Below are 26,113 nucleotides of genomic sequence, written 5' to 3' on the forward strand. Positions count from 1 at the left end.
GCCTGAGGCAAAGTTGTGATCGAAAAATTGCGTAACATCGCCATCATCGCGCACGTTGACCATGGTAAAACTACCCTGGTTGATAAGCTGCTGCAGCAGTCCGGTACGTTTGATGCTCGTGCCGAAACTCAAGAGCGTGTGATGGACTCCAACGATTTGGAGAAAGAGCGTGGGATTACCATCCTCGCCAAAAACACCGCCATCAAATGGAATGACTACCGTATCAACATCGTTGATACCCCAGGCCACGCCGACTTCGGTGGTGAAGTTGAACGTGTAATGTCCATGGTAGACTCCGTTCTGCTGGTCGTTGACGCAATGGATGGCCCAATGCCGCAGACGCGCTTTGTGACCAAAAAGGCGTTTGCCCATGGTCTGAAGCCAATCGTCGTTATCAACAAAGTTGACCGTCCGGGCGCGCGTCCTGACTGGGTTGTAGACCAGGTATTCGACCTGTTCGTTAACCTCGACGCGACCGACGAGCAGCTGGACTTCCCTATCGTTTACGCGTCTGCGCTGAACGGTATTGCAGGTCTGGACCACGAAGATATGGCGGAAGACATGACCCCGCTGTATCAGACGATTGTTGACCGTGTTCCTGCACCAAACGTTGATCTCGACGGCACCCTGCAGATGCAGATCTCTCAGCTCGACTACAACAACTACGTTGGTGTTATCGGCATTGGTCGTATCAAGCGCGGTAAAGTTAAGCCTAACCAGCAGGTCACTATCATCGATAGCGAAGGCAAAACCCGTAACGGTAAAGTGGGCAAAGTGCTGACTCACCTGGGTCTTGAGCGTATCGATAGCGACATCGCTGAAGCGGGCGACATCATTGCCATCACCGGTCTGGGTGAGCTGAACATCTCCGACACCATCTGCGACCCGCAGAATGTTGAAGCGCTGCCAGCCCTGTCCGTTGATGAACCAACCGTATCCATGTTCTTCAACGTCAACACCTCTCCGTTCTGTGGTAAAGAAGGTAAGTTCGTTACCTCTCGTCAGATCCTTGACCGCCTGAACAAAGAGCTGGTGCACAACGTTGCGCTGCGCGTTGAAGAAACCCCAGATGCGGACGCTTTCCGCGTTTCCGGTCGTGGTGAGCTGCACCTGTCAGTTCTGATCGAAAACATGCGTCGTGAAGGTTTCGAGATGGCGGTTTCCCGTCCGAAAGTTATCTTCCGCGAAATCGATGGCCGTAAACAAGAGCCGTTCGAGAACGTAACGCTGGACGTTGAAGAGCAGCATCAGGGTTCTGTCATGCAGGCTCTGGGTGAGCGTAAAGGCGACCTGAAAAACATGAATCCAGATGGCAAAGGCCGCGTACGTCTCGACTACGTGATCCCAAGCCGTGGCCTGATCGGCTTCCGTTCTGAGTTCATGACCATGACCTCTGGTACCGGTCTGCTGTACTCCACCTTCAGCCACTACGACGACGTTCGTCCAGGCGAAGTTGGTCAGCGTAACAACGGCGTTCTGATCTCCAACGGTCAGGGTAAAGCGGTTGCGTTCGCCCTGTTCAGCCTGCAGGACCGCGGTAAGCTGTTCCTGGGTCACGGTGCAGAAGTTTACGAAGGCCAGATCATCGGTATTCACAGTCGTTCTAACGACCTGACTGTAAACTGCCTGACCGGTAAGAAACTGACCAACATGCGTGCGTCCGGTACTGACGAAGCGACGGTTCTGGTTCCACCGATCAAGATGACGCTGGAGCAAGCTCTGGAATTCATCGATGACGACGAACTGGTAGAAGTGACTCCACTGTCTATCCGTATCCGTAAACGTCACCTGACCGAGAACGATCGTAAACGTGCTATGCGCGGTGCGAAAGAAGAGTAATACGGTCTTCCGTAGGCCGGGTTAAGCGTACGCGCCACCCGGCAAGTAAAAAGCCGCTGATCCCTCAGCGGCTTTTTTATGGCTAAACGCTGGTGGCGGAAACCCGCTTTTCCGGACCGTACGCGGCCATAACTTCCGCTGTTTTTTTCCGTTTGCCGATCTCCTCGATAATAAACGCGAAGCGCGCTTCGTTGAGTTTATAGAAGAGTCCCATGGTCACGGCGGCGATAATCGCCAGGCCGCACGGCCAGAGGAAAATTAGCTGGCGCAAGCCGAGCAGCGTACTGGCGCTCTGCACGGCATGAGGAATATACCCAATCTGCGTCAGCATTATGCCCGGCAGGAATCCGGCGAGGGCGGCGGAGATTTTGCGCGAGAAGGTATAGCCGGTATACACCGACCCTTCGGCGCGAATGCCCGTTTTCCATTCGCCGTAATCTACCGTATCCGGCACCAGCGCCCAGTTCAGGCTGTTCACAAACGCCGTGCCGAAAAAGGCCATACAGGAAAAGAGCACGAACAGCAGCGAGCTGGTCCCCCAGAAGAAGTTCAGCACATCGCCTATCGCCCACAGCGCCAGCCCACCCAGATAGACCGGCTTCTTGCCAAAACGCTTCACCGCACCGGGCACCAGAAACACGCCAATCAGAATGCAGCCCATGCTGAAAAAACCCATCCACGACAGCAAATGCAGATCGTTGAGCACGTACTGGGTGTAATAGACCTGAATCGCCAGCTTGATGTTAAACGCCGCCAGGGTGCAGAGGTTCGCGATGCACAGCACCAGCAGCGGTGGGTTGCGGAAGATAGCGCAGAATGACTTCAGGATGCCGGGCTTATGGTGATCGGGCGAGATTTCGACATACCGCTCTTTTACGCCGCTGTAGCACCACCACATGCAGAATAAGCCGCCGGTGACAAACACCAGCGCGGCCACCAGATAGCCGAGGGAGGGCTGGCTGACGAACAGCGCCTGAATGGGCATAAAGCCGACGGTGCAGAGTAACAGCCCCACCGTCGCGCCGCCCTGACGCCAGGCCGCAAGCTGCGCCCGCTCATTCGGGTTTTTGGTGATAGCCGGCACCATCGCACCGTAAGAGCAGTTCATCAGGCTATAGCACAGGCCGAACATCATAAAGAGCACGGTGGCGAGGGCCGTTTTCACCGTCAGGCTAAAATCGTTGGCCATAAACTGCGCCGTGGCAACCAGCGCCACCGGTACGGAGGCATACAGAATGAATGGCCGGAACTTTCCCCTCGCGCCGATATGACGCCGGGAGTCCAGCAGCACCCCGGTCAGCATGTCGGTAAAGGCGGTAAAAAACTTCGCAACCAGAAAAATAATGCCGCCGTAAAAGGCGGGCATACCCAGCTCGTCGGTATAAAACTTCAGCAGATACAGCGTGCCGATACAGAGCATCAGGTTCGAGCCAAAATCGCCCATCCCATAGGCGCACTTCTCGCGCAGGCTCAGCTTCAGGGTTAACGGATCAGGAGTGTGTGTCATGGTCGATCCTCTACGCGCCCCGCAGGGCGCGCGCTCAAGTCATTCAGGCTGTACGTTTGCGCAGTTCAATTTCTTCCACGATGCGCACATACATCTTCTCGTTGAGGTTGTAGAAGCAGCCCATCGCCACGATGGTGATGACCGCCAGCAGGCTCGGGTAGATAAATATCAGCTGCCGTAGCCCTTCAACCGTTCCGTCAGACTGCACCACGTTGGGCACATAGCCGATTTGCGTCAGCATAATCCCCGGGAAAAAGCCCGCCAGCGCCTGGGAAACCTTACGGAAGAAGGTAAACCCGGTATAGACCGTCCCTTCGGAGCGTACGCCGGTGCGCCACTCGCCGTACTCCACGGTATCGGACACCAGCGCCCAGTTCAGGCTGTTCACAAACGCGGAGCCGAAGAACGCCAGGCATGAGAACGCCACAAAGCTCACCGAGCCGCCGCCGAAGAAGTAGTTGAGCAGATCGCCGGCCACCCAAATCATCAGCCCGCTGATGTAGACCTTTTTCTTACCGAAGCGACGCACCGCGCCGGGCATCATAAACACGCCGATAAAAATACAGCCCATACTGAAGAAGCCCATGTACGACAGCAGGATCGGGTTGTTCAAAACGTACTGCGTGTAGTAGACCTGGATGGCGAGTTTGACGTTAAAGGCCCCCAGCGTGCAGAGGTTGGCAATGCAGAGAATAAACAGCGGGCGGTTGCCGGCGATGGCGCGAAACGACTGCAGCAGGCCCGGCTTTTGAGCGGGGTTAGCGGGCTGCGCCTCGACGTAGCGCTCGGTCACGCCCTTATAGCACCACCACATAAAGAACAGCCCGAACAACGAGAACAGGGTGGCGGCAAAGATATAGCCCAGCTGATCATTGCCTTCAATCAGGTTCATCACCGGGACAAAGCCGACGGTACACAGCAGCAGGCCCAGCGTCGCGCCGCCCTGACGCCAGGCCGCCAGCGCGGCGCGCTCGTCCGGGTTTTTGGTAATGGCGGGCACCATGGCGCCGTAAGAGCAGTTCATCATGCTGAAGAACAGGCCGTACAGCATGAACAGCACCGTCGCCATCACCGTTTTGCCGGTCATCTCAAACGGTGTGCCGACGAAGTTTGCAATCGCCAGCAGCGTGACCGGAAACGCCGCATACAGCACGAACGGGCGGAATTTGCCCTTCGGCCCAATCTTGCGCCGGGAATCAAGCATGATCCCGGTACCCATATCGGTAAAGGCGGTAAAGAACTTGGCGATCAGGAAAATAATGCCGCCGTAGGTGCCCGGCAGGCCCAGCACGTCGGTGTAAAATTTCAGCAGGTACAGCGTGCCGATATCCAGCAGGATGTTAGAGCCGAGATCGCCCATCCCGTAGGCGAGTTTTTCTTTAAACGGCAGGCGTAGGGTTGCCGGATCAGAAGTATGTTGACTCATTATTGTTCTCCGTCTGCCCGCAGGTCTCCCTGCGGGCGAGCCTTATCAGATATGACGTAAGGTGCTAAATAGATCTGCCCATTCGCTTTGCTGGCGATAGAACACCGGCGGTTTGCCGAGCGGGGCTTCAACGGTCACGTCACCGCCCTGACAGGTTTCTCCCGTCCAGGCATTCACCCAGGTGTCCTGTGGCAGGTACAGGGTCCAGTCGGTGCGGCCCTCTTCGTGAACGGGTGCCACCAGCAGATCGCGGCCAAACAGGTACTGATACTTCAGCGTGTAGGCGCGCGCGTCGTCTTCGTAGTGCAGGAACAGCGGGCGCATCACCGGCAGGCCCGTTTTAGCGTTCCGCACAACCGCGGCTTTGATATACGGCTTGAGCGTGGTGAAGACCCTGGTCATCCGCGCGAAGTGGGCGATGGTTTCGGCGTCGGCGTCGAACTGCCAGTTATCGCCAGGGCGATTGCCTTCGTGGGTACGCATCATCGGCGTGAAGGCGCTGAAATCGCACCAGCGCAGCAGCAACTCTTTGCTGCGCTTCATCCCGAACAGCGTGGTATAACCGCCGATATCGCTGTGGTGCAGGCCGTGGCCGGTCATCGCCAGCGAGAGCGCCGCGGGAACAACCGAGGCCAGGCCGTCGTCGAGGCTCCAGTCGACGTTTTGATCGCCAGCCCACATCATCACCGAGTGCTTCTGGCTGCCGGTATAGCCCGCGCGCATAAAGAACAGGATCTCACCGAGTTTGCCGGTCTCCTCCAGCGCCTCGTAGTTACATTTCGCCCACAGTGCAGGCCAGGCGTTATGCATAATTTCCGCGCTTACGCCGTTATGCAGGAAGGTGTCGGTCGGCAGATACTCGCCGAAATCGGCCATCCAGCCGCCGCAGCCCAGTTCGATCAGGTTCTTTTTGATGACCTCTTTGTACCAGTCATAGGCTTCGGGGTTGGTCAGGTCGATAACGCCCGCGTAAAACTCGCCGAATTCGACGTGATAATCCTTACCCTCGGCGTTTTTGGTCAGATAGCCGCGTTTCGCTGCTTCTTCGCACAGGTCGCGATCGCTGGCGACGTACGGGTTGATGTAGGAGAGGAACTGCACGCCCTCCTGCTTCCATTGCGGAATGCGGGTATCCAGCTGCGGATAAAGCTCGCTGTTCCACTTCCAGTTCCACATCACGCGTTTGCCGAAGGAGGTCATGCGAATGCCGGACCAGTCCTGCGCCCAGATACCGTTCACCTTCACGCCGCCGTTACGCATGGCATCGAGCTTCTGCTGACACACGTCGGTGCCGCCCTGAATGCCGAGCGTCACGCCATCATAAACCCAGTCCGGCAGTTCCGGCTGACGGCCCAGCAGGGCGGTGAGTTTTTCCAGCAGATCGACGTAGGTTTCTGCACATTCGAAGCGCAGCGTGGCGTTATCTTCCCAGAAGGCCAGCTCATGGTAGCCCGGCGCGCTGAAGTCGAAATTCATGTAGCAGCTGTTATCGACGTGGCAGTAGTACTTTTGGGTGCTCACAAAGGTGGGCTGCGGGAAGAAGGTCCAGTAGTAGTCGCCGCCGGCGTTCTCTTTACAGTCGGCCTGCCAGGTCACGTAAGTTTGCTTGTTACGGCCCACGCCCTGCTCGCTGGTCCACAGCGGGAACGGCTTGCCGCGCAGGTCAAAGTAGGAGAACTGCTCCCCGCAGCCGTAGATATGATCCTCCGGCTGCGCTGCCAGCCGCAGCCAGATGCGGTTATGGCTGGTGGCGTCGTTTTGCAGCTTGAGTTCCAGGCGACCTTCTGCATCCACACCGATCCGCAGCGTGGCGCTCACCGCGTCGCCGCGGGTGAAGCGGATCGCCCAGCCCGCGTCTTGCTGCGTAACCGTAGCCTCGGTCAGCGCGATCTTCTCATTGAGATTATCTTTGATGCTGAAGTTGCCGCGAAACATCTCAATGTCCGCCTCACCCGCACCGATCCACAGGCAGGGCGCATCGGCGGAGTGGGACACAATCAGGCGATCCTGCCAGCGCAGGGTGAAACCTGTTTCAGTATTCTTTAAATCAATATCATGTAGGGTACGCATATAAACTCCGTTTTTATTATTTAGCCAGGCTGTCCAGCAAACCGGCGGCTACGGCAGGGGCTAAGCCCGGTGCCAGCGGCAGGCGGGGGATCACCAGGCAGTGCAGCAGATGATAGATATCCTGCTTGCCGTCCCAGACTTTGGTGGTCACTTCGTTATGGATGTCCAGCTCCTGCCACCACGACCCGTTTTCGTAATCCATCAGGTATTTGATGCAGTAATCCCACCACGTCTGATACCACGTCTCGTACTGCGCCTCACCGGTGACCGTATAGAGCGCATAGGCCGTGCCCATCGCCTCGACGATCGGCCAGCGCACGCGTTCGCGCACGATAGGCTTGCCGTCCCAGCCCACGGAGTAGACAAAACCATCGGCCCCGTCGGGCGCCCAGGCGTCGCGGATGGTGGCGTGGAACAAGCCTTTCGCATCTTCCAGCAGCCACGCTGGCGGTGTTTCAAAGCGCGCTTCCAGCGCGGCGCGCAGGTGCAGCATCAGGCGGCCCCACTCGATCCAGTGGCCCGGCGTGCCGCCGTAGGCGCGGAAGCGGTGGGCGGGGTTATCGATGTTGTAATCGCGGATCGGGTTCCAGTGAGTGTCGAAATGCTCGTTAACGCGATAATCTCCCTTGCGCGCCACGTCGTGAATAATCACCGAGGCAATGCGCAAGGCGCGGTCGAGCCATTTACGATCGTGCGTCACGTCATAGACGATCAGGAAGGCTTCCACGGCGTGCATATTGGCGTTACCGCCGCGGTAATCTTCGGTCTTGCTGAATGCTTCATCCCAGGATTCGAGGCACATCTGCTCCTCTTCGCTCCAGAAATAGCGCTCGATCACCGCAATCGCCTCGTCGAGAAGCGGGCGCGCCTGCGGGTGGCCGGTGGTTACGGCGCTTGCCGCACCCAACAGCACGAAGAAGTGCTGATAACCCTGCTTGGAGGCGTCGACCACGCCCTCGTCGTTAACGCAGGCGTACCAGCCGCCGTGCTGGCTGTCGCGCAGCGGGCCGTTAAGGGCGTTGATGCCGTGCTCAACCAGCGCATACGCGCCGGGACGCCCCATGTTGGCGGCAACGGCGTAAACGTGCAGCATGCGGGCGGTGATCCACAGGTGGGTGCCCATATCGCTACGCACCTGGCCGTTATTGCCCAGCCAGCCGAAGCCGGTCGGCACGGCGGCGTTTTTACCGAAATCGAGAATGCGGTCAGTCTCTTGCTCAAGCCAGCGGTTGTGGCTCAGGGTGTTAAACCATTTCATGTTCAGGTCCTTTCTTAACGGCGTGCCATCATTTCGTCGACGATCTCACCTAAACGCTGCAATTTCGGTACAGAAATATCGCGAAGCATCATTTCGGTGTCCGGCAGACCCACCACCGATGACCAGACGGCCCGACCAGCGAGGAAACCGGATGCGCCCGCCTGCATGGCAACCTGTACCGCGCGGGGGAAGAGTTTGTCGTCCACGCCGGAAGAGAGGATCACCCACGGCATGGCGATGTTCTCGTTCAGCTTCTGCGAGGCGGTCAGCAGCGCCTGCTGAGAACCTTTGCCGAACAGCGGCATCTCCACCTTGTAGAGATCGGCACCGCTGTCGCCGAGCTCTTTTGCCGCCTCAATAATCGCCTGTTCGCGATTAAAGGTGGCCCCGCGACGCGGCGGGCGAACAACGGGCTCGATAATGCTCAGCAATCCGTTGTCGTGACACAGCTGGTTAAACGCCTTCACCATCTCCAGACGCTGCTGCGGATCTTCATCGCTGCGCCAGAGCACCAGCAGTTTCAGCGCCTTGCCGCCGTCGCGTTTAACCGCCTGTGTGTCGATATTTTTATCAATCACCACGCTGTCGACCGGAATACCGTTCCCCGGAATAAACTCGTCGGCGGCCACAATCATTGCGCAGCTTTTGGCCACCGCCTGCTGCTCGACAATCTGGCGATAGCAAAACTGCTGGTCGACCAGGATCGCAGAGGCATACGGCGAGAGAATTTTGGCCGCGTTGACCTTAAAATCGGTCAGGTGTTGGTCGCTGACCGGCACCGGGGCACCCGCCGCGGCAAACATCAGGCGCATCGCCTCGCGCTGGTCAACGGCCAGCATTGCAAAACCGCCGGAAGGCCGGGTGATATCGTTCAGGGTGTACGTCGTCATTTCTCAATCCTTTCCTGTCAGTGTGATTTTTTCAGCCCGGCGGATGTACGAACCTGTTCAAGAATGGCCGTCCAGTCTTCGCGCCCGCGTCCGGCGGCGCGCGCCTGGTTATAGACCTCACGCGAGGCGGCACCCAGCGGCATCGGGACGTGCAGCTGGTTTGCGACATCCAGGGCGATCCCCAGATCTTTATGCGCCAGGTCGATCATGAACGCGGGCGTAAGATCGCCTTTCAGCACCTTGTTCGGCCAGGAGGTGGTGAAGTGGCCTTTACCCGCTGGCGTACCGCTCATCACCTTCAGCGCGACATCGAAGGAGAGGCCGAGTGCTTCACACAGCACGGCTGCCTCGGCGGAAAGCGCGTTGAGGGCGATGCTCATGTAGTTGTTGATAAGCTTCACGCGGATCCCCATGCCCGGGCCGCCCGCGTTGACCAGTTCGTTGCCCATCGCCATCAGCACCGGGGTGGCGCGCTCAACCTGCTGCGCTGTGCCGCCCGCCAGCAGGAGTAATGTCCCGGCGATGGCATGGTCGGAGGTGCGTCCGACGGGAACGTCCATCATGCTGAAACCTAACTCAGCCATTTCGCCGATCAGGGCGTCGGTTTGCAGCGGGTGAATAGTGGACATATCAATGACCAGCGCGTCGCGGGATAATCCTTCACACACGCCCAGCTCGCCAAACAGCACCGAGCGCACCAGGTCGCCATTTGGCAGCATGGTGATGACAAACTCGGCCCCTCTTGCTGCCTGTTCAGGCGTTTCTGCTGCCTGCGCGCCGCAGTCCACCAGCGCCTGTACGGCCTGCGGGTTCACGTCGAAGACGCGAAGCGAATGGTCGTGCTTCAGCAGATTCTTCGCCATTGGCGCGCCCATCTGCCCTAAACCGATAAATGCGATTGCTGACATCTCTCTCTCCTGTCACATCGTGTCAAGTATTGCGCGTTTTTGTTGTCTGTTTTTGATCGTATTTGTAATTTATGGTCAAAAAATTGACACGGGTCACTTTTTAAACATTTGGTGAAATTAAAATGAGAGCATCAAAAACGCATAAGGATTGACCATGACTCGCATCGTTTGTGTCGGCATTACCGTGCTGGATCGCATCTGGTATCTCGATGATTTGCCGAAAGAAGGGGGGAAATATGTCGCTCAAAACTATACGGAAGTGGGCGGTGGTCCGGCGGCTACGGCGGCGGTGGCGGCAGCGAAACTCGGGGCAAGCGTGGACTTTATTGGCCGGGTGGGTGATGACGATACCGGCAACCGACTGCTCGCGGAGCTGGAGTCCCTGGGGGTGAAGACGCGTTTTACCCGCGTAGTGAAGGGGGCGCGTTCTTCGCAATCGGCGGTTCTGGTGGATGCGAAAGGGGAGCGGATTATCGCTAACTACCCCAGCCCTGACCTTCCGCCAGACGCAGACTGGCTTGCGGATATCGATTTTTCACAGTGGGATATAGTGCTGGCGGACGTGCGCTGGCACGACGGCGCAAAGCAGGCGTTCACCCTTGCGCGCCAGCAGGGGGTGCAAACCCTGCTTGATGCGGATGTCACGCCGCAGGACATTGCTGAGCTAATTGCGCTAAGCGACCATGCGGCCTTTTCCGCACCGGGCCTGTGGCGTTTAGCGCAGCGGGAGGAGACGGAGGAGGCGCTCAATAAAGCGCAAACGCTCACAAACGGTCACGTCTACGTTACGCAGGGCAGTGAAGGGTGCTACTGGCTGGAGAACGGACAGCTTTGCCATCAGCCGGGATTCAGCGTGGACGTTGTGGATACCACGGGCGCGGGGGATGTTTTTCACGGTGCGCTGGCGGTCAGCCTGGCGCAGCGCGCGCCTGCACGGGACGCCGTGCGCTTTGCCAGCGCGGTCGCGGCGCTGAAGTGTACCCGCCCCGGCGGACGTGCGGGGATCCCTGACTGTGATCAAACCCGCTCTTTCTTGTCACTTTTTGTATAAAATGCTCAATGTGATGGTTTTCAAAGGACAACCCATGAGCCTTACCGAATTGACCGGTAACCCGCGTCACGATCGGCTGCTTACGCTTATCGCCGAACGTGGCTATATGAACATCGATGAACTGGCGCAGCTACTGGATGTCTCGACGCAGACGATACGACGGGATATTCGTAAGCTGAGCGAGCAGGGGCTGATCACGCGTCATCACGGTGGCGCGGGGCGGGCGTCAAGCGTGGTCAACACGGCCTTTGAACAGCGCGAAGTCTCCCTGACGGAAGAGAAGCGGGCCATTGCCGAAGCCATAGCTGATTACATTCCCGATGGGTCGACCGTGTTTATCACCATTGGTACAACGGTGGAGCACGTTGCGTGGGCGTTGTTAAACCATAACCACCTGCGCATCATCACCAACAGCCTGCGGGTGGCGCACATTCTCTACAAAAATCCGCGCTTTGAGGTGATGGTGCCGGGCGGGACGTTACGCCCGCATAACGGGGGCATCATCGGCGCTGCCGCCACGGCGTTCGTCTCGGGCTTTCGGGCGGATTACCTGGTCACCAGCGTCGGGGCGATTGAGCAGGACGGTGCGATGATGGAGTTTGATGTCAACGAGGCCAGCGTGGTGAAAACGATGATGACCCACGCCCGACACATTTTGCTGGCGGCCGATCACACCAAGTACCACGCCTCGGCTGCGGTCGAGATCGGTAACGTGGCGCAGGCGACGGCGCTCTTCACCGACGAAGGTCCGGGTGCCACGCTGCAAAACTATCTCAAATCCAGCAAAGTCGAGGTGGTGGTCGTTAACGACCACGTGCCGGGTTAATTCCTATCACGGCCCGACGGTGTGGTCGGGCTATGCCTTTCCCGAAGCTGAATCTGGCGCATAGCCAAACCTTATCTTTCCCGCTACAGTTACTTTTCCACGGCGAAAAGGAGATAAACATGCTTTATATCTTTGACTTAGGAAATGTAATCGTCGATATCGATTTTAATCGAGTGCTGGGCGCATGGAGCGATTTTAGCCGTGTACCGCTGGCGACGATAAAACAGAATTTTAAGATGGGTGAGACTTTCCATCAGCACGAGCGCGGTGAAATCAGCGACGAAGAGTTCGCAGAGCGTCTCAGCCATGAAATGGATCTGCCGTTAAGCTATGAGCAGTTTTCTCACGGCTGGCAGGCGGTATTTGTGGCGATCCGCCCGGAAGTGATCGCGATCATGCAAAAACTGCGCGAGCAGGGGCACCGTGTGGTGGTCCTGTCGAACACCAACCGCCTGCATACCACATTCTGGCCTGATGAATACCCTGAGATCCAGACGGCTGCAGACAAAATCTACCTGTCTCAGGAGATGGGCATGCGCAAACCGGAAGCGCGGATCTATCAGGCCGTGCTCCAATCGGAAGGTTTCACTGCCGCCGATGCGGTCTTTTTCGACGACAATGCCGATAATATAGAAGGCGCTAACCAGCTAGGCATCACCTCTATTCTGGTGACCGGAAAAGAGACGATACCGGACTACTTTGCGAAGCAGTTATGCTAAAAACCGTTCATCAAAAAGCCACGCACCATACGCGTCCGCTGCGTGCGTGGCTGAAACTCCTCTGGCACCGCATTGATGAGGACAACATGACCACGCTGGCGGGTAATCTCGCCTATGTGTCGTTGCTTTCGCTCGTGCCGCTGGTGGCCGTTATTTTTGCGCTGTTTTCCGCCTTCCCCATGTTTTCGGACGTCAGCCTGCAGCTTCGCCATTTCGTGTTTGCGAACTTCATTCCGGCAACGGGCGATGTGATTCAGAACTACATCGAGCAGTTCGTTGCCAACTCCAGCAAAATGACCGCCGTCGGCGCATGCGGGCTAATCGTCACGGCGCTGCTGCTGATGTACTCCATTGATAGCGCGCTTAACGCGATCTGGCGCAGCAAAAAGGTTCGCCCCAAGGTTTACTCCTTTGCCGTGTACTGGATGATTTTGACGCTGGGTCCGCTGCTGGCGGGGGCCAGTCTGGCCATCAGTTCGTATCTCCTTTCACTGCGCTGGGCGAGCGATCTCAACACCGTGATTGATAACGTTTTGCGCATCTTCCCGCTGATTTTATCGTGGCTGTCGTTCTGGCTGCTTTACAGTGTCGTTCCCACGACGCGCGTGCCAAACCGCGATGCGGTTGTTGGAGCGCTGGTGGCGGCTGTGCTCTTTGAATTGGGCAAAAAAGGCTTTGCCCTTTACATCACGATGTTCCCGTCTTACCAGCTGATTTACGGCGTGCTGGCGGTGATCCCCATTTTGTTTGTCTGGGTTTACTGGACCTGGTGTATCGTCTTGCTAGGCGCCGAAATAACTGTCACTCTCGGGGTCTACCGCGAACTCAAACAAGAAGCACTGGCTGAAAAACAACGAGAAGCAGACCAACCATGATTGCATTGATTCAACGCGTAACCCGTGCCAGCGTCACCGTGGAGGGTGAGGTGACGGGTGAAATTGGCCCGGGACTTTTGGTGTTGTTAGGTGTCGAAAAGGATGACGACGAACAAAAGGCTAATCGCCTGTGCGAGCGCGTGCTGGGCTACCGCATCTTCAGCGATGCCGAAGGTAAGATGAACCTGAACGTTCAGCAGGCGGGTGGCAGCGTGCTGGTCGTTTCCCAGTTCACGCTGGCAGCTGATACCGAACGCGGCATGCGCCCAGGCTTCTCCAGAGGCGCTGCGCCCGATCGCGCTGAAGCGCTTTATGAATACTTTGTTGAACGTTGTCGCCAACAGGACATGCATACGCAAACCGGACGATTCGCTGCAGATATGCAGGTCTCGCTGGTGAACGATGGCCCCGTCACCTTCTGGCTGCAGGTATGAGCCAGCTGGCGGCGTGGCCGCGGTTAACAAGAGAGAGTACACCTATGTATCACCTTCGAGTACCGCAAACGGAAGAAGAGTTAGAGGTTTACTACCAGTTCCGCTGGGAAATGCTGCGCAAGCCGTTACATCAACCTAAAGGTTCAGAACGCGACGCCTGGGACGCCATGGCGCACCATCAGATGGTGGTCGATGAAGAGGGCAACCTGGTCGCTGTCGGACGTTTGTATATCAATGCTGATAACGAGGCCTCCATCCGGTTTATGGCGGTGCATCCCTCCGTTCAGGACAAGGGGCTGGGAACGCTGATGGCGATGACCCTGGAGTCCGTCGCGCGTCAGGAAGGGGTAAAGCGCGTGACCTGTAGCGCCCGCGAAGACGCCGTGGAGTTCTTCGCCAAGCTCGGTTTTGTTAATCAGGGCGAAATCGCCGCGCCGCAAACCACGCCAATCCGCCACTTTCTGATGATCAAACCTATCGCCACCCTGGACGATATTCTGCACCGTGCCGACTGGTGCGGACAGCTGCAGCAGGCCTGGTATCAGCACATTCCGCTCAGCGAAAAGATGGGCGTGCGTATCCAGCAGTACACCGGACAAAAATTCATCACCACCATGCCGGAAACCGGCAACCAGAACCCACACCACACCTTGTTTGCCGGCAGCTTGTTCTCGCTGGCGACGCTCACCGGCTGGGGGCTGATCTGGCTGATGCTGCGCGAGCGTCATCTCGGCGGCACCATCATCCTGGCGGATGCCCATATTCGCTACAGCGCCCCTATCAGCGGTAAGCCAGGCGCGGTGGCCGACCTGGGTGCGCTCGGCGGCGATCTCGACCGCCTGGCGCGAGGCCGCAAGGCGCGCGTGCAGATGCAGGTCGAGCTCTTCGGCGATGATACCCCGGGAGCGGTGTTTGAAGGGACGTATATCGTTCTGCCCGCCAGGCCCTACGGCGCGTTTGAAGAGGGCGGGAACGAGGAAGAGTAGTGATAGTGAAAGAGAGTTATCTTTTTAGAAGATAACTCTCATGTTGTATTAGAAGCGGTAGCCGATGCCAAAAATAAATCCATTGATGGCATAATTACCATCCAGATCGGCTTTCGTTCCTTCATATCCGAGCGTCATCGAAATATTTTCGACAGGATTAATCATCAGGCCTGCAGCATAGGCAAAAGAGGTCGATTTTTCAGAAAGACTTTCATGGCCCGTATAATCGACATAAGCGTCAACCCAGGTTGTTTCTCCCGTTGCCTTAATATAAGAGATGCCACCCAGAGCATACAGGGAAATATAATCGTTAATACGGTATGCCGGACCTGCAAGCACGGAATAATATTTCACATCGACTTCATTTTTCACGAAGTCGTTAGCCACATAATACTGATTGGAACCATCAGCTTGCATATAGGTGAAAGAGCCAACAATGCTCAACGGTGATTGAAACTCGTAGCGATATTGCAGGTTAACGCCGCTCATGCTGTTGAAGTTTTGCACATCAGCGTGGGCATAGCCAATGGATAAGGTTTGTTCGTTAGCAAAGGTTGAACCACTTGCCACTGCGGTTGCCAGTAGGATCGCCAGCGATATTTTATTCACTTATTTATTCCATTTATATTTTTTATCAGGGAAGCTGATTTTAAATTAGCAGTGGTAATAAAAATAGAGCGCAAGGGGTTAATAAGGTTTATTTAGGAATAAATTTAGAGTTGTATTTCGAATGTACAAATGCATTCCCAGAACGATGATACTCGTTCGAGTAATAGTTGTATCCTGAAGGCTGTCTGGAAGGGCTAAGTATCACGCCAATCAATGAATTGCAGGTGCAGAAATGTCGAAGGACGTTCCTTGGCAGAGTGATATGGGGGATTTGCTAATAATTCAGAGGGATAGTTAACAGTAAAAGAAAGATCCCGGCTAAGGCCGGGAACGGTTATATAGTTATATTAGTGGATGTTAAATCGATATTTTATCCATAAGCCAATCACTATTACACTGCTAACAAATGAGCCCATTTTAACACCTAAAAATAAAGTGTTAATAACGGATATATTAGCTTGTCCTGTTTCAAGATAAAAAATAACAGGATTAATAAGAAGCGCAAAAAATGAGCTCAGACTCATGATTATCATCAGGACGCTGAATACAGTGATCCAACGGTAGAAATCATTTTTCATTTTCCGTACTCCACTGTAAATTATTCATGGTTTTGGAACCACCTTGTGCTATGGATTCTGTAAAGAGTGTTGATATAGAATTACCTGTTATTCCAGGTATTGCTGACAAAGGTAATGATTTACTTATACCCATTCCCATATCTGTCCATTCATAGTTCCCGAAACTGATCGAGGCGATCGTCAAGCCGCGGCGGTAAGGTTCTAACAGGCTGTTTTGTAAATCAAAAGCCCGGCCAGATGGCCGGGATATTTAACTTAGAAGAGAATCTGCATATTCTTTTACATTGGACATGATTTTAATTATTTCTTGCTTTGATATGGTGACGTCCTCTAACAACGGTTTAGCAATGTACTCCCATATATTTCTTTCTTCACTTTCATCTTTAATAATGTGTTGTATTGTGCCGCCAATTATTCTCAATGATGTATCGTTTGCGACGGCAAAAAAACATCCACCAAATGCACTGACGTTTGATGATGTAATACAATAGTCAAATACTTGTTCAGGATACTCATCCTCTTCTGTAGGCTCAGGATAGGTTAAGTAAAACAAACGATTAAAAGCATCCTCTGTAGGTAAAGAAAAAATCTCTTTATTTTGAGGATGTGATATCAAAGCACAATCGTTAGCAATAACCTCACGGAGATCAGCGAGCAACGTCGAAGTCCTAACATCACCTGGATATAAATTTCCATTTATGACTAAATAAAACAATCCATTTTTGATGGTTTCTCCCCATTGAGGGATATATTCTGTCCAAATAGCAAAACGATATGGATCACCAAAAATCATATTTATCTCCATTTTCCTGGTAAACCGAGTTCTTTTTTAACACTATTTGGAACATCGCTTTTCTTTAACGGAACAGTTTTATCTCCTGTGCTACCAGACCAGTGCCATGTTCCATCATTTGTATTGGTAAATTGATGAACATTTCCTTCTGCATCAATTGCATATCGTTTTTTTCCACCTACAACTGATGTTCCAAATAGGTCTATAGAATTTTTGGGTTCAGTCCCAGCATTAAAGCTATAACCTTGTTGTCCCGGTGTATGTTTCGGGTTGGATTGATAATTCAAGCCATTTTTTGCAGAGGTCGCAGTAGGTGTAGGTAATGGACTACCTTTACCGGCCTTACTTATCCCACCAAATGCCGAAGCCGCAGTACTTGCTAAAATACCTGCCTGAACTTCATCCAGACCATATTCTTTCTGGAGTGCTTCAGATACTTTTTGAGTGGCAACAACACCTTCAGCCTGCATCTGCTGCGCAAACGTAGCCGTCAGATTGTAAACCATCTTGAGCGGGATATCCTCTCCCAGAGCACGATCTATTGCCTGTTTCACCGCCAGGCTGTCGGTCAGCACATCACCATATTTCTGCTGGCAGGTCGTTGGATTGGCCGCACAGTCACTGATAAGCTGCTGTTGTTGAGAGGTACTCAGTTCCTCATACTTTTTGATAATGCTTTTACAGTCCCCGCCGTTAGCCTGACAGGACTTCATTTCAGCTGACCAGGCATATATTTGCTTGCTGTTCAGATAGTTATTCTCAACCACCGTCTTCCCGGCCTGAGCCCCGTCAATGGCGCTGGCCGTGCCGTCTCCCGCGACACCACCCGCAATCCCTGCGGCCAGGGTTGCCAGGGCGCTGATGGTCTGCTTTTCACTTTCGCTCAACGCAGTAACATCCTTGCCGTACATCTCCAGCGCAATACTGCCTGCCAGCTCCCCGGCGGCGGCGCCCGCCGTACCCGCAAGCGTGTCTTTCCCCTGCATCGCCGCCAGCACGGCATTCGCCACTGCGTGGGCAGCGGCTTTTTCCATCGTTTCGTCCAGCCCGGAACGGTGCCCGATAATTTCCGCCACGTACGGTGCGGCTGCCCCGGCCAGTGCGGCACTGATGTCACCTCCCGACAGCCCCTGAGCGGCGGCGGTGGCTGCCTGAATGGCGCGCTGCATGCCGCTGCCCGTGCCGTATTCTGCCTGCGCGTCCCGGTAGGCCTGGGTTTCTTTCAGCTGCCCGGCGGTCATCTCAGGATGCACCCTGCGCGCCTCCTCCAGCGCGTTCAGCTCACCCTGCGTCCGGGCAATATCCGCCACCTGGCTGCCGATATCCCCGACAAGCTGTGCTTCCTCCATCCTGCGCTGCTCTTTCTCCCTGTCGAAGATGGTGTCGATGCTGCTGTTTGCATTAGCCGTATCGCGGCTCAGGTCCGCCACGTCCTGCGCCTGACGCGCCTTGTCGCGAACCACCAGCGTGCCGCTTTCAATGGCCGCGCGCGTCGTGCCCTCCGCGCTGTCGCTGCTGTCCGCCCCGACCAGCAGGTTACTCGCCATATTCCCCGCGAACTGTCCGGGAAGGCTGCCTCCGGAACTGATGCCCGCGCTCTGGTGCTCCACGTCGTATTCAGCGGTGTTGTGGATTTCGCGCCAGCCGAGCGTCCCGGTGTCGAGGCGGTTTTTATCCGCGGTGGCGGTGGAGGCGATAATCGCGCCGTCGAGCTGCGTGTGGCTGCCCACGGAGATATCGAACCCGCCGTTGCCTGCAAAGATGCCGGTCTGCTCCTTCACGGAGGCATAGTCACTGGACATTTTATCCCGGCTGTAATTAACACTGGCGGAGCCGCTCATGGAGCCGAACGTGAAGCTGCCCCCGGCGCTGGCGTTCTGTTGTGTGCTGTCGTAGCGGTCGGTGTCCTGCTCGCTGGCAAGGGTCAGGTTGCGGCCGATGTCTGCCACAACGGTATTGCCGCTGACCTGTGCCCCGGCGAGCGTGGCGTCACGCCCGCTGACGATGCTGAGCGTCTCCCCGGCCTTCACGGTGGTTTCGGTGTGGGTGGTGCCGTTCCCGCTCTCCTTGCCTTTGCCGCCGTTCACGCTGGCAGAGGCGGTGATACCCCAGCCGCCGGAGCCAGTGCCGATACCGACGCCCGCGCTGCCGCCGTGGCTTTCGTTTTTGCCGTCCAGCCCGGCGGTGTTCAGCGCCGATATCAGGTTCACGTCCTGGCTTGCCTGCAGCAGCAGGTCGTTTTTCGCGTCAAGCTGGCTGCCGTGGACAAGCACGTCGCCGTCCGTCGCCACCACCGTGAGGTTATTCCCGGCGGTGAGGCTGCTGCCTTTCGCCGTGGTCTGCGTGCTGGTCTGGGTGGATGTTGACGACTGGCTGCCGTAAGAGAGGCTGATGCCGACGGTGTTGTCATTGCCTTTCTGGTTGCCGGTGGCCTGGTCGAGCAGGACGGACTGCGCGCCCTGTCCGAGGGTCAGCGCGCCTTTCACAGCCTGCAGTGCGGCCAGCCGGTCGTTATCGGTCTCACCGGCCTGCTTCAGGGTGTGGACGCTGCTGTCGAGCGCACCGCCCGCCGCGCCGGACAGCGCAAGCGTCAGGCCGGAGGATTTCTGCTCCACGGTGTGGGTCTGCGTGCCGCTCTCCGTGGCGGCGGTGATGCTGACGTTTTTGCCAGCCAGCGTCATGTCGTGCCCGGCAATCAGGTCGGTGCCGTGGACGTTCAGATCACTGCCTGCGCTCAGGGTGACGTTGCCGTCAACAGAGCCGACGGTGCTTCCGCGCAGGGTGGTGTCCTGCGCGGTATCGGTGACCTTCAGGCTCTGGCTACCGTAGCTGAAACCGATGCCGCCCGTGCCGGACAGGCCCGATTTTTTCTCCTGCCGCTGATGGCTCTCCTGACTGTGCTCTTCCGCCGTGGTCAGGGTCAGGTTGTTGCCCGCGGCCAACCGGACATCATTATCGCCAACGATATCACTGCCCTGAACAAGCAGATTATTACCCGCCTGCAGGGTGACGGTGTCGCCGCTGAACAGGGCGCCCTGTGCGGTCTCGCGGTTAACTACATCGTGGGTCGTCACGGTCTTTTTCGACAGTGCGCCGCTGCTGCCGCTGGATTTATGGTGCGACTCAAATTCACTGCTGTCAGTCGCGGCCGTGATGGAAAGATCATGCCCGGCACTCACGGTGAGGCGATCGCCCGCGTCGACGGAGGCCGCCTGTACGTTCACGTCGCGTCCGGCCATCATCAGAACATCGCCCCCGCCAGCGACCTCGCTTCCCACCTGCTGCGTGACGGATTGCTTCAGCCAGTTGTCTTTATCCCAGGTCAGGTTATCGCTGGCCGAGGTGGTGACGGTCGACAGGTTTAGATCCCGCCCGGCGTTGAGCACCGACTGACTGTCACTGCCGCTGTTCACCACCTGCGCACCGGTCAGGCTGAGATCGCGCCCGGCGTTCAACACCAGCTTACCGTCATCGCCCTGAACGTATATCCCCGCCACACGCTCAACGGTGGTGCGTTCAAAGCTGTTTTCCCCGGCGGTGCTCTCTGCACTACGGGTGGTGGTGGTGATGTTGATGTCCCGTCCGGCAGAGGCCAGAACGGAATGGTTGCCGGAAATCGTGCCGCCAATGTTGCTGATGTCCGTGCGGGCGAGCAGGCTGACGTCTGCCCCCTGAATCGACCCGGCCTTGTTGGTGATGTTGTCGGCGCTAAGCTGGACCGCTTCGCGCCCATGAAGGGTGCCGCTGTTGACCAGGTCGCGGTTCAGGTTCATCACCAGATTTTGGCCGCCCATCAGTGCGCCGCTGCCGTCAATGTCGCCAGGCTGTACGCGAACATATACCTGCGGCACCGTGACCGTTTGCCAGCTTCCGTCTGCAAGCTGCACCCGGGTGTTGACCAGCCAGACCATGTCCTCTGTCAGCAGGCTCATCTGTTCAGCGGTGAGTGCCACGCCAGGAATCAGCTGATGCGCTTGCCCGAAAGCAATACCCGCATCCATCAGTGCCCTGAACTGGGTCTCATCATCACGGTAGTCACCCAGATAACGCCCGCCAGTGAGGGCGATGATCTGCTCGCGCACCAGTCGCTGCTCGTAATAGCCGTCGCCAAGCCGCTTGTGCACGTTGTTGGGATCCATCGTGAACGCATTCTGCATGTAATCACTGCCGAGCCATGTTTTGTCGTTGGTGAAGCGTGGGTCGGTTTCGATCAGATAATGCGCGTTCGGGTCCGGTAACGTATTAAACAGGCTGCTGTCCGGCAGGCGGGTGTCTGGCCCTGCCGCACGGATTACCACGTCCTGCGCATCGCTGGCGGGCGTTTCGATCCATTTGCCTGGGGTCATTCCGGCAGGCAGTTCAGGGGACGAGGTATCCTGTCCGGGTGAGCGGGTCTCCACGCTAACCGTCAGGCTGCCCGCCTCATTGAGCGTGGCGTCCGTTCCGCGTGCGGTGGCAGGGGAGAGGGTAATATCGCTGCCCTCAGCCTGGCTGTTGCCCTCCATGCGTCCGGGATTCAGGGAGATGGACTGGATCACCACTGGCGGCACATAGTCTGAGGTGCTCTTGCCCTGAGAGTCGCCGCCCTTTTTAGATTTGCGGCTGTAGTGCGTCACCGAGCCTGCATCGGTGATCCAGCGGCTGCCTTCCGGCATCACGTTATCTACCGAATCGGCGAAGATACCGAGCGTTCCTCCCGCCACAATCTGGCTTTTATCGTTCAGTACCTGGTCCGCCGCGATCAGCATGTTCCCACCGGAAAGGATTTTGCCCGGGTCACTCTCGGCAATGATCTCTTCTTCGATGGTGCGGGTGTAGTTGTACTCGTAAAAGTTATCATTGTTGGCCCCGGTATCGTCCGGGGTATTGAGGTTCAGCAGGCTGTCGGCAGAGTTATGATCGACAAACACCCCTTCGGCATCGGCATCCCAGCGGTCAGGCGATCCCTTGTGCTGATACTCGTGTATCTCTTCCGTGGAGATCAACGCCACTTCGGTGCTGAAGCGATCGTTGACGTTGTTGATCTGGCCGACGGACAGCGCCATATCACCTGCGGATTCAATGGTCGCGCTGTGGTTGTTCAGCGTCTTTGCCTGACCGGTGGCAAAGCCACTGGCATCGGCCTGTCCGCCGATAGCCAGCGCACCGTCGCTGTAGATCAGCGCATGATCGCGGTTGTTAATGGTGTTAGCGCCAATATCCACGCGCTGACGCCCGGCGATGGTCGCCGCTTTTCCGCCCTGAGCCAGGTTATTCAGCGTTGTCGCCTGAAGTGAAAGATGGTCACCGTAAATGCGGCCAGTACCCGCGTTCGTTATGGTTCCGGCACGCAGCCACGTCTGGCTACCATCGATAAGACCATTGTTGTCGAGCGAACCGGCAACCGACAGCCAGGTCGCACCCGCAGCTATTTCACCGGAGATCGTGTTGATGAGGCTTCCGGCAGAAAAGTCGAGTGTTGTACCAGCCAGCAGGTTACCGGAGTTGGTCACGCGGCCTGGGGTGGTAAAGGTCATGCTGCCGTTGGCAATGACATCACCCGTATTGTTGAAGGCCTGGCGTGTGCGAAGGGTCATGTCGCCAAGGGACAGCAGCTGGCCGTCACCGGTGATGTCGTGTGCGTCGATATCCGTGTTTTCACCACCGATGACCACGCCGACGGTGTTGATGAGGTGCATGGCTGCCCCACTCAGCGACAGTGCGCCAGCGGCGGACAGCTCACCCTCGGTGTTATCCAGGGTTTCGGCACTGGCGATGGTTAACGTATTGCCTGCCAGCGCCGTTCCCTGAGCATTATCAAACTGCTGGCTGTTGATAGTCACATCCAGCCCTTCAATGCCCTTTTCTTCGGTCTGAGTATTGCTGTTGATCAGAGAGGCGGCGTTCAGCGTCACCGTTGCGCCACTGCGTATCAGGCCCAGCGTGTTGTCGATTGCGCCCGATACGGCGTTCACCACCAGGTTGCTTAAAGACTGGATCTGCCCGTCCTGGTTATCAAGACGATCGAGGGTGAGGGCAATCTCCTGCTCACCAACCAGACGCCCGCCGGAACGGTTATCCAGCGAGGTTGCCCGCAGCGTAAAATCACCCTTTGCCCCCAGCGTACCGGCCTGGTTGTTCAACCCGGCGGTCGCCAGCTGCATAGCCGCCAGACTGTAGAGTGTTCCCTCGCGGTTATCCAGCTGATAGCCATGTGTATCCAGGACAATCCCGCTCCCCTGAATGATCCCCTGACGGTTATCGGTATCGCTGTGTGTGGCGAGCGTTAGCGTATCCAGGGCAAACAGCGTTCCGGCGATATTGCTAAAGCGTGTGGCGTCCAGTGTGGCCTGTTTTTCGGCGAGCAGTACGCCTGCATCATTTTGCAGATCGGTCGTCGTCATCGTCAGGTTTCCCTGGCTCACGATGCCGCCCGCATCGCCGCTGTCGCGGTTGCTGATATGTTCAATGGCCAGGGTAATATTGCCCCCGCTCTGTACCAGCCCGCCGCTGTCGTTATTCAGACGTTGCCCGGTGATGGCGAGATCGCGCTGGGCGGCAATCATCCCTCTCTGGTTGGTTATCCGGGCCGTGTCTATACGCGCATCTTTACCGGATACCAGAGTGCCTTGGGTGTTATCCAGCGACCCTGCATGAATATTCAGCGAGCCAGTCGCGCTAAGGGTACCGTCGCGGTTATCCAGGTTATCAACCAGCGCCAGCGACAGGTTGTTGCCCGCGCTGAGCGTACCGCGCTGGTTGTCAACGGCGTGCACATTCAGTTGCAGGATAGAATCAGAGGCCAGCGTACCGTCGCGGTTATCTACGTCTTTGGCCCAAATGGCAGTCTCTTTCGCCCCGGCAAGCATGCCGTGCTGGTTGTTAATGCTACCAGCGTTTACATGCAGTGTGCCAAAGCTGACGATGCCGCCCGTCGTCAGGTTATCTTTGTTTGAAATGCTGGAGCCGTGGGTGTCGACGAACATGTCCGCGCCGGACTGAATCAAACCTTCGTCGTTATTCAAACCGATGCTGTCGAGCGTCAATGCCTCATGGGAGGCGATGGTCCCACCGAGGTTAGTCAGCGCTTTGCTGCTGGTCAGCCCGATGCGGCCTTTTTCAGCGCTGATAAAGCCCCCACTATTGTCCAGCCCATCGGCGGCCACGCTGATGCTGCCTGCCGCAGCCAGTTCGCCCTCACGGTTATCCGTCAGGCCCGCCGTTTTTATCGTCAACGTGCCGGTATCAGCGGCGATAATCTGGCCCTGGCGGTTATCCAGCGATGCGGCGTTGACAGTCACCGTGGCGTTGGCGGCAATGCTGCCTTCGCGGTTATCAATACCGTCCTGATGGTTCAGCGTCAGTTCACGTGTGCCGCTCTGGCTAATCTGACCTTTCTGGTTTTGCAGGCGTTTAGCGGTGAGCGTGAGTTGATCGGCTGCGAGCAGGCCACCCTTGTTGTTGAGTGTGCCTGCGGTCGTCGCGCGAAGCGTGTCCCGGGCAACGATCTGCGCGCTGTGGGTGCTGAGATCGCCTTGTCCGGCGTTAAGGGTGATGGTGTTACCCTGCGTCACGCTGCCTGATGCATCCAGCCCCCGGCCTGTTGCTGTGATATTACCTCCCGCTGCATTCACGCCGTGCATCTCCAGCTTGCCGCTGGCGCTTAGCGTCAGGTCACCGCTGCTGCCCGTTCTGCCGTCTGGTTGCACCCCGGATGCCAGCGTTCCGGTGCTGGCGATGTCCGTACCGGTCAGGTTGACGTTATGTTCAGCAGCAATCGAACCGCTGTTTTGCACGGAGGCCGTGCTGGAAAGCGTCGTATCCGTGGAAGCCCAGACGGCACCGCTGTTTTCAATACGTCCGTCGGCGGAGAGGGTGACTGTCCCGGCTTGTGCACCGATACTGCCTGCATTGCGCACCCCGACGCCTTTCTCCGTTCCCAGCAGGCGGATTTTCCCGGCGTACATGCCGCCGACCTGTGAGACATCCAGCGCCAGCACGGGTTTCGCTGCGTCGTTACCGGCGAGGGCTGTGACCTGTTCGTGGGCCGCATCCACCGCGTTGCGTCCGGTGGTGACGCGTAAATCCTGGGCGTGAATGGCGGCATTCACCTGTACCGCCCGGGCGATGATATCGGTGTGCTCCTGGCCGGTGGAGTCCAGCCCGTTTCCGTTCACGGTAACGTCGCCGCGCTCCACCTGATATCCGGTTATCCGGCCATCCTGCATCTGCGCGGTGCCTGTCGTCAGCGTGGCGCGTCCGGCATTAATAAAGCCGCAGCCGTTGCAGGTGATGCCCGACGGGCTGGCGATCACCACGTCAGCCTTCTGTCCAGCCACCTCAATGTAGCCGTTGAGCTGGCTCGGGTTGCGCGCGTTCACCTCGTTGAGGATGACTTTAGCCTCGCCTTTCGCCAGCCACGGGTTGGCGGTCACCATCCCGCCGAGCTGGGTTGACGTGTTTTTATGGGAGTTGTTCAGAATGGCCCCATCCTGGCCGACGTCAAACCGGCTGAAGGTGTTGCGGGATACACCCCCTGCCGATGGGGTCTGGATATTCACCTGCGTCGTGCCGTTAGCGGTGCTGATGACGGTGGGTTGTTGTTTACCGGGGGCGGAGGCGTCCGCCACAATCCCGGCAGCCTGCACCGTTATCGCACCAGAGGCCAGCCACAGAGCAAGGCTGAGGGTACCCACGCGGCAGACTAGGCGCTGAAGGCTCCGCCCGATGCCGCAGGAGGATGCGCTGCCCGAACAGCTCCGGGCAAGCTCAGAGACGACCATCAGCATGCCGCGGGCTTTATTAAAGACGATGCGATACAAACGTTTGTTCATGGTGAAATCCTTTTATTTTTATCCGTGCAGGAGATGCATCTTTTTCCAGTTCAGCAGCGCATCGCGCGTGACCCGTTTGCCATAAAACGTGTTGATGCGACGGCCTTTCTCCGCGCCCCGGTGCCAGAGTCCGCGGGCAATTTGATGGGGGAAAATCTCCTCGCGCAGAAGGTGGAACATGGCTTCTGCGTGGCCAAACGGCGCGATAAAATCGCGAAACCACATCCGATCGCCGTTACACCAGTCCTCTTCCGGGAGAACAACCGGCGATTGGGTGAGATAGCGGTGTTCGGCTTCTTCGCTCATCCATGCCCAGCTCAGGAAAAAGACCGGGCGGCCTTTCTCCTCGACCAGCACGTACTGCTGGCGTTTAATGATGGGCAGCAGTACCACGGGCAGGACGTGCAGCGGCGCGTCACGGTGGTTGAGTGAATGCATCCAGAGCCAGACCGACGCGCCAAGCACTTCTGCTTCATTCAGCGTCACGGCGTGGAGCAGCGGACAATGAACCGTCAAATCGCCATAGCGCAT

The 26,113-nt window shown here is 57.0% G+C and carries 17 protein-coding genes; 7 read left to right on the forward strand and 10 right to left on the reverse strand.

Annotated features, from left to right (window positions below; translation table 11 throughout):
* The first annotated feature begins 15 nt into the window (after positions 1-15).
* On the forward strand, positions 16-1,839 hold the full coding sequence (gene typA, locus QLG21_RS21680) for a ribosome-dependent GTPase TypA (protein WP_006179110.1): 1,824 nt from the start codon (positions 16-18) through the stop codon (positions 1,837-1,839).
* Positions 1,840-1,921: 82 nt separating this feature from the next.
* Here typA and QLG21_RS21685 read toward each other — a convergent pair whose 3' ends face one another.
* From QLG21_RS21685 to yihU, 6 genes are read right to left on the reverse strand one after another with little or no spacing between them, the layout of a single operon-like run.
* Positions 1,922-3,346: an MFS transporter gene (locus QLG21_RS21685; RefSeq protein ID WP_101738524.1), complete on the reverse strand. Its 1,425-nt coding sequence runs from the start codon at positions 3,344-3,346 to the stop codon at positions 1,922-1,924.
* Positions 3,347-3,389: 43 nt separating this feature from the next.
* Positions 3,390-4,772 (reverse strand): MFS transporter, encoded by a 1,383-nt coding sequence (locus tag QLG21_RS21690; protein WP_282485206.1) that lies wholly within the window; start codon positions 4,770-4,772, stop codon positions 3,390-3,392.
* A 45-nt stretch (positions 4,773-4,817) separates the two neighbouring features.
* Positions 4,818-6,842, reverse strand: a complete 2,025-nt coding sequence (locus tag QLG21_RS21695) for an alpha-glucosidase (RefSeq protein ID WP_282485207.1) — start codon at positions 6,840-6,842, stop codon at positions 4,818-4,820.
* Positions 6,843-6,858: 16 nt separating this feature from the next.
* A complete protein-coding gene (yihS, locus tag QLG21_RS21700) occupies positions 6,859-8,100 on the reverse strand; it encodes a sulfoquinovose isomerase (protein WP_058610705.1) in 1,242 nt (413 codons plus the stop codon).
* A 14-nt stretch (positions 8,101-8,114) separates the two neighbouring features.
* A complete protein-coding gene (yihT, locus tag QLG21_RS21705) occupies positions 8,115-8,990 on the reverse strand; it encodes a sulfofructosephosphate aldolase (RefSeq protein ID WP_137903746.1) in 876 nt (291 codons plus the stop codon).
* A 17-nt stretch (positions 8,991-9,007) separates the two neighbouring features.
* Positions 9,008-9,898: a sulfolactaldehyde 3-reductase gene (gene yihU / locus QLG21_RS21710; RefSeq protein WP_137903747.1), complete on the reverse strand. Its 891-nt coding sequence runs from the start codon at positions 9,896-9,898 to the stop codon at positions 9,008-9,010.
* Positions 9,899-10,052: 154 nt separating this feature from the next.
* Between yihU and QLG21_RS21715 the strand changes: the two genes are divergently transcribed.
* From QLG21_RS21715 to fabY, 6 genes are all read left to right on the forward strand, one after another.
* Positions 10,053-10,949, forward strand: a complete 897-nt coding sequence (locus tag QLG21_RS21715; protein WP_137903748.1) for a sugar kinase — start codon at positions 10,053-10,055, stop codon at positions 10,947-10,949.
* A 34-nt stretch (positions 10,950-10,983) separates the two neighbouring features.
* Positions 10,984-11,775 carry a DeoR/GlpR family DNA-binding transcription regulator gene (locus tag QLG21_RS21720; RefSeq protein ID WP_282485208.1) on the forward strand — a complete coding sequence of 264 codons (792 nt, stop codon included), beginning with the start codon at positions 10,984-10,986 and terminating at the stop codon, positions 11,773-11,775.
* A gap of 119 nt (positions 11,776-11,894) precedes the next feature.
* On the forward strand, positions 11,895-12,494 hold the full coding sequence (gene yihX, locus QLG21_RS21725; RefSeq protein WP_042322647.1) for a glucose-1-phosphatase: 600 nt from the start codon (positions 11,895-11,897) through the stop codon (positions 12,492-12,494).
* A complete protein-coding gene (locus tag QLG21_RS21730; RefSeq protein WP_006179120.1) occupies positions 12,488-13,369 on the forward strand; it encodes a virulence factor BrkB family protein in 882 nt (293 codons plus the stop codon). Before yihX ends, QLG21_RS21730 begins: the two co-directional genes overlap by 7 nt.
* Positions 13,366-13,803, forward strand: coding sequence for a D-aminoacyl-tRNA deacylase (gene dtd, locus QLG21_RS21735; protein WP_006179121.1), 438 nt, complete (start codon positions 13,366-13,368; stop codon positions 13,801-13,803). Before QLG21_RS21730 ends, dtd begins: the two co-directional genes overlap by 4 nt.
* Before the next feature lie 44 nt (positions 13,804-13,847).
* The gene (gene fabY, locus QLG21_RS21740) at positions 13,848-14,789 is read left to right on the forward strand and encodes a fatty acid biosynthesis protein FabY (RefSeq protein WP_042322650.1); all 942 of its coding nucleotides are present in this window, start codon (positions 13,848-13,850) and stop codon (positions 14,787-14,789) included.
* 48 nt (positions 14,790-14,837) lie between these two features.
* Here fabY and QLG21_RS21745 read toward each other — a convergent pair whose 3' ends face one another.
* The 4 genes from QLG21_RS21745 to QLG21_RS21760 form a co-directional block, all read right to left on the reverse strand.
* On the reverse strand, positions 14,838-15,398 hold the full coding sequence (locus tag QLG21_RS21745; RefSeq protein ID WP_282485209.1) for an Ail/Lom family outer membrane beta-barrel protein: 561 nt from the start codon (positions 15,396-15,398) through the stop codon (positions 14,838-14,840).
* An 828-nt stretch (positions 15,399-16,226) separates the two neighbouring features.
* A complete protein-coding gene (locus tag QLG21_RS21750; protein WP_282485210.1) occupies positions 16,227-16,769 on the reverse strand; it encodes an immunity 42 family protein in 543 nt (180 codons plus the stop codon).
* Between the two features lie 2 nt (positions 16,770-16,771).
* Positions 16,772-25,582, reverse strand: coding sequence for a hemagglutinin repeat-containing protein (locus QLG21_RS21755; RefSeq protein ID WP_282485211.1), 8,811 nt, complete (start codon positions 25,580-25,582; stop codon positions 16,772-16,774).
* 18 nt (positions 25,583-25,600) lie between these two features.
* Positions 25,601-26,113, reverse strand: coding sequence for a toxin-activating lysine-acyltransferase (locus QLG21_RS21760; RefSeq protein WP_282485212.1), 513 nt, complete (start codon positions 26,111-26,113; stop codon positions 25,601-25,603).

The organism is Enterobacter sp. V87_3 (assembly GCF_029967835.1).
Taxonomy (GTDB): Bacteria; Pseudomonadota; Gammaproteobacteria; order Enterobacterales; family Enterobacteriaceae; genus Enterobacter; species Enterobacter cancerogenus.

Bases quoted from the DNA above. Each gene is read 5' to 3' on its own strand.
- QLG21_RS21755 (WP_282485211.1), bottom strand. From the start codon at position 25,582: ATGAACAAACGTTTGTATCGCATCGTCTTTAATAAAGCCCGCGGCATG.
- yihT (WP_137903746.1), bottom strand. From the start codon at position 8,990: ATGACGACGTACACCCTGAACGATATCACCCGGCCTTCCGGCGGTTTT.
- QLG21_RS21720 (WP_282485208.1), top strand. From the start codon at position 10,984: ATGAGCCTTACCGAATTGACCGGTAACCCGCGTCACGATCGGCTGCTT.
- QLG21_RS21685 (WP_101738524.1), bottom strand. From the start codon at position 3,346: ATGACACACACTCCTGATCCGTTAACCCTGAAGCTGAGCCTGCGCGAG.
- QLG21_RS21750 (WP_282485210.1), bottom strand. From the start codon at position 16,769: ATGATTTTTGGTGATCCATATCGTTTTGCTATTTGGACAGAATATATC.
- dtd (WP_006179121.1), top strand. From the start codon at position 13,366: ATGATTGCATTGATTCAACGCGTAACCCGTGCCAGCGTCACCGTGGAG.
- QLG21_RS21730 (WP_006179120.1), top strand. From the start codon at position 12,488: ATGCTAAAAACCGTTCATCAAAAAGCCACGCACCATACGCGTCCGCTG.
- fabY (WP_042322650.1), top strand. From the start codon at position 13,848: ATGTATCACCTTCGAGTACCGCAAACGGAAGAAGAGTTAGAGGTTTAC.
- yihX (WP_042322647.1), top strand. From the start codon at position 11,895: ATGCTTTATATCTTTGACTTAGGAAATGTAATCGTCGATATCGATTTT.
- QLG21_RS21690 (WP_282485206.1), bottom strand. From the start codon at position 4,772: ATGAGTCAACATACTTCTGATCCGGCAACCCTACGCCTGCCGTTTAAA.
- QLG21_RS21715 (WP_137903748.1), top strand. From the start codon at position 10,053: ATGACTCGCATCGTTTGTGTCGGCATTACCGTGCTGGATCGCATCTGG.
- QLG21_RS21695 (WP_282485207.1), bottom strand. From the start codon at position 6,842: ATGCGTACCCTACATGATATTGATTTAAAGAATACTGAAACAGGTTTC.
- yihS (WP_058610705.1), bottom strand. From the start codon at position 8,100: ATGAAATGGTTTAACACCCTGAGCCACAACCGCTGGCTTGAGCAAGAG.
- QLG21_RS21760 (WP_282485212.1), bottom strand. From the start codon at position 26,113: ATGCGCTATGGCGATTTGACGGTTCATTGTCCGCTGCTCCACGCCGTG.
- yihU (WP_137903747.1), bottom strand. From the start codon at position 9,898: ATGTCAGCAATCGCATTTATCGGTTTAGGGCAGATGGGCGCGCCAATG.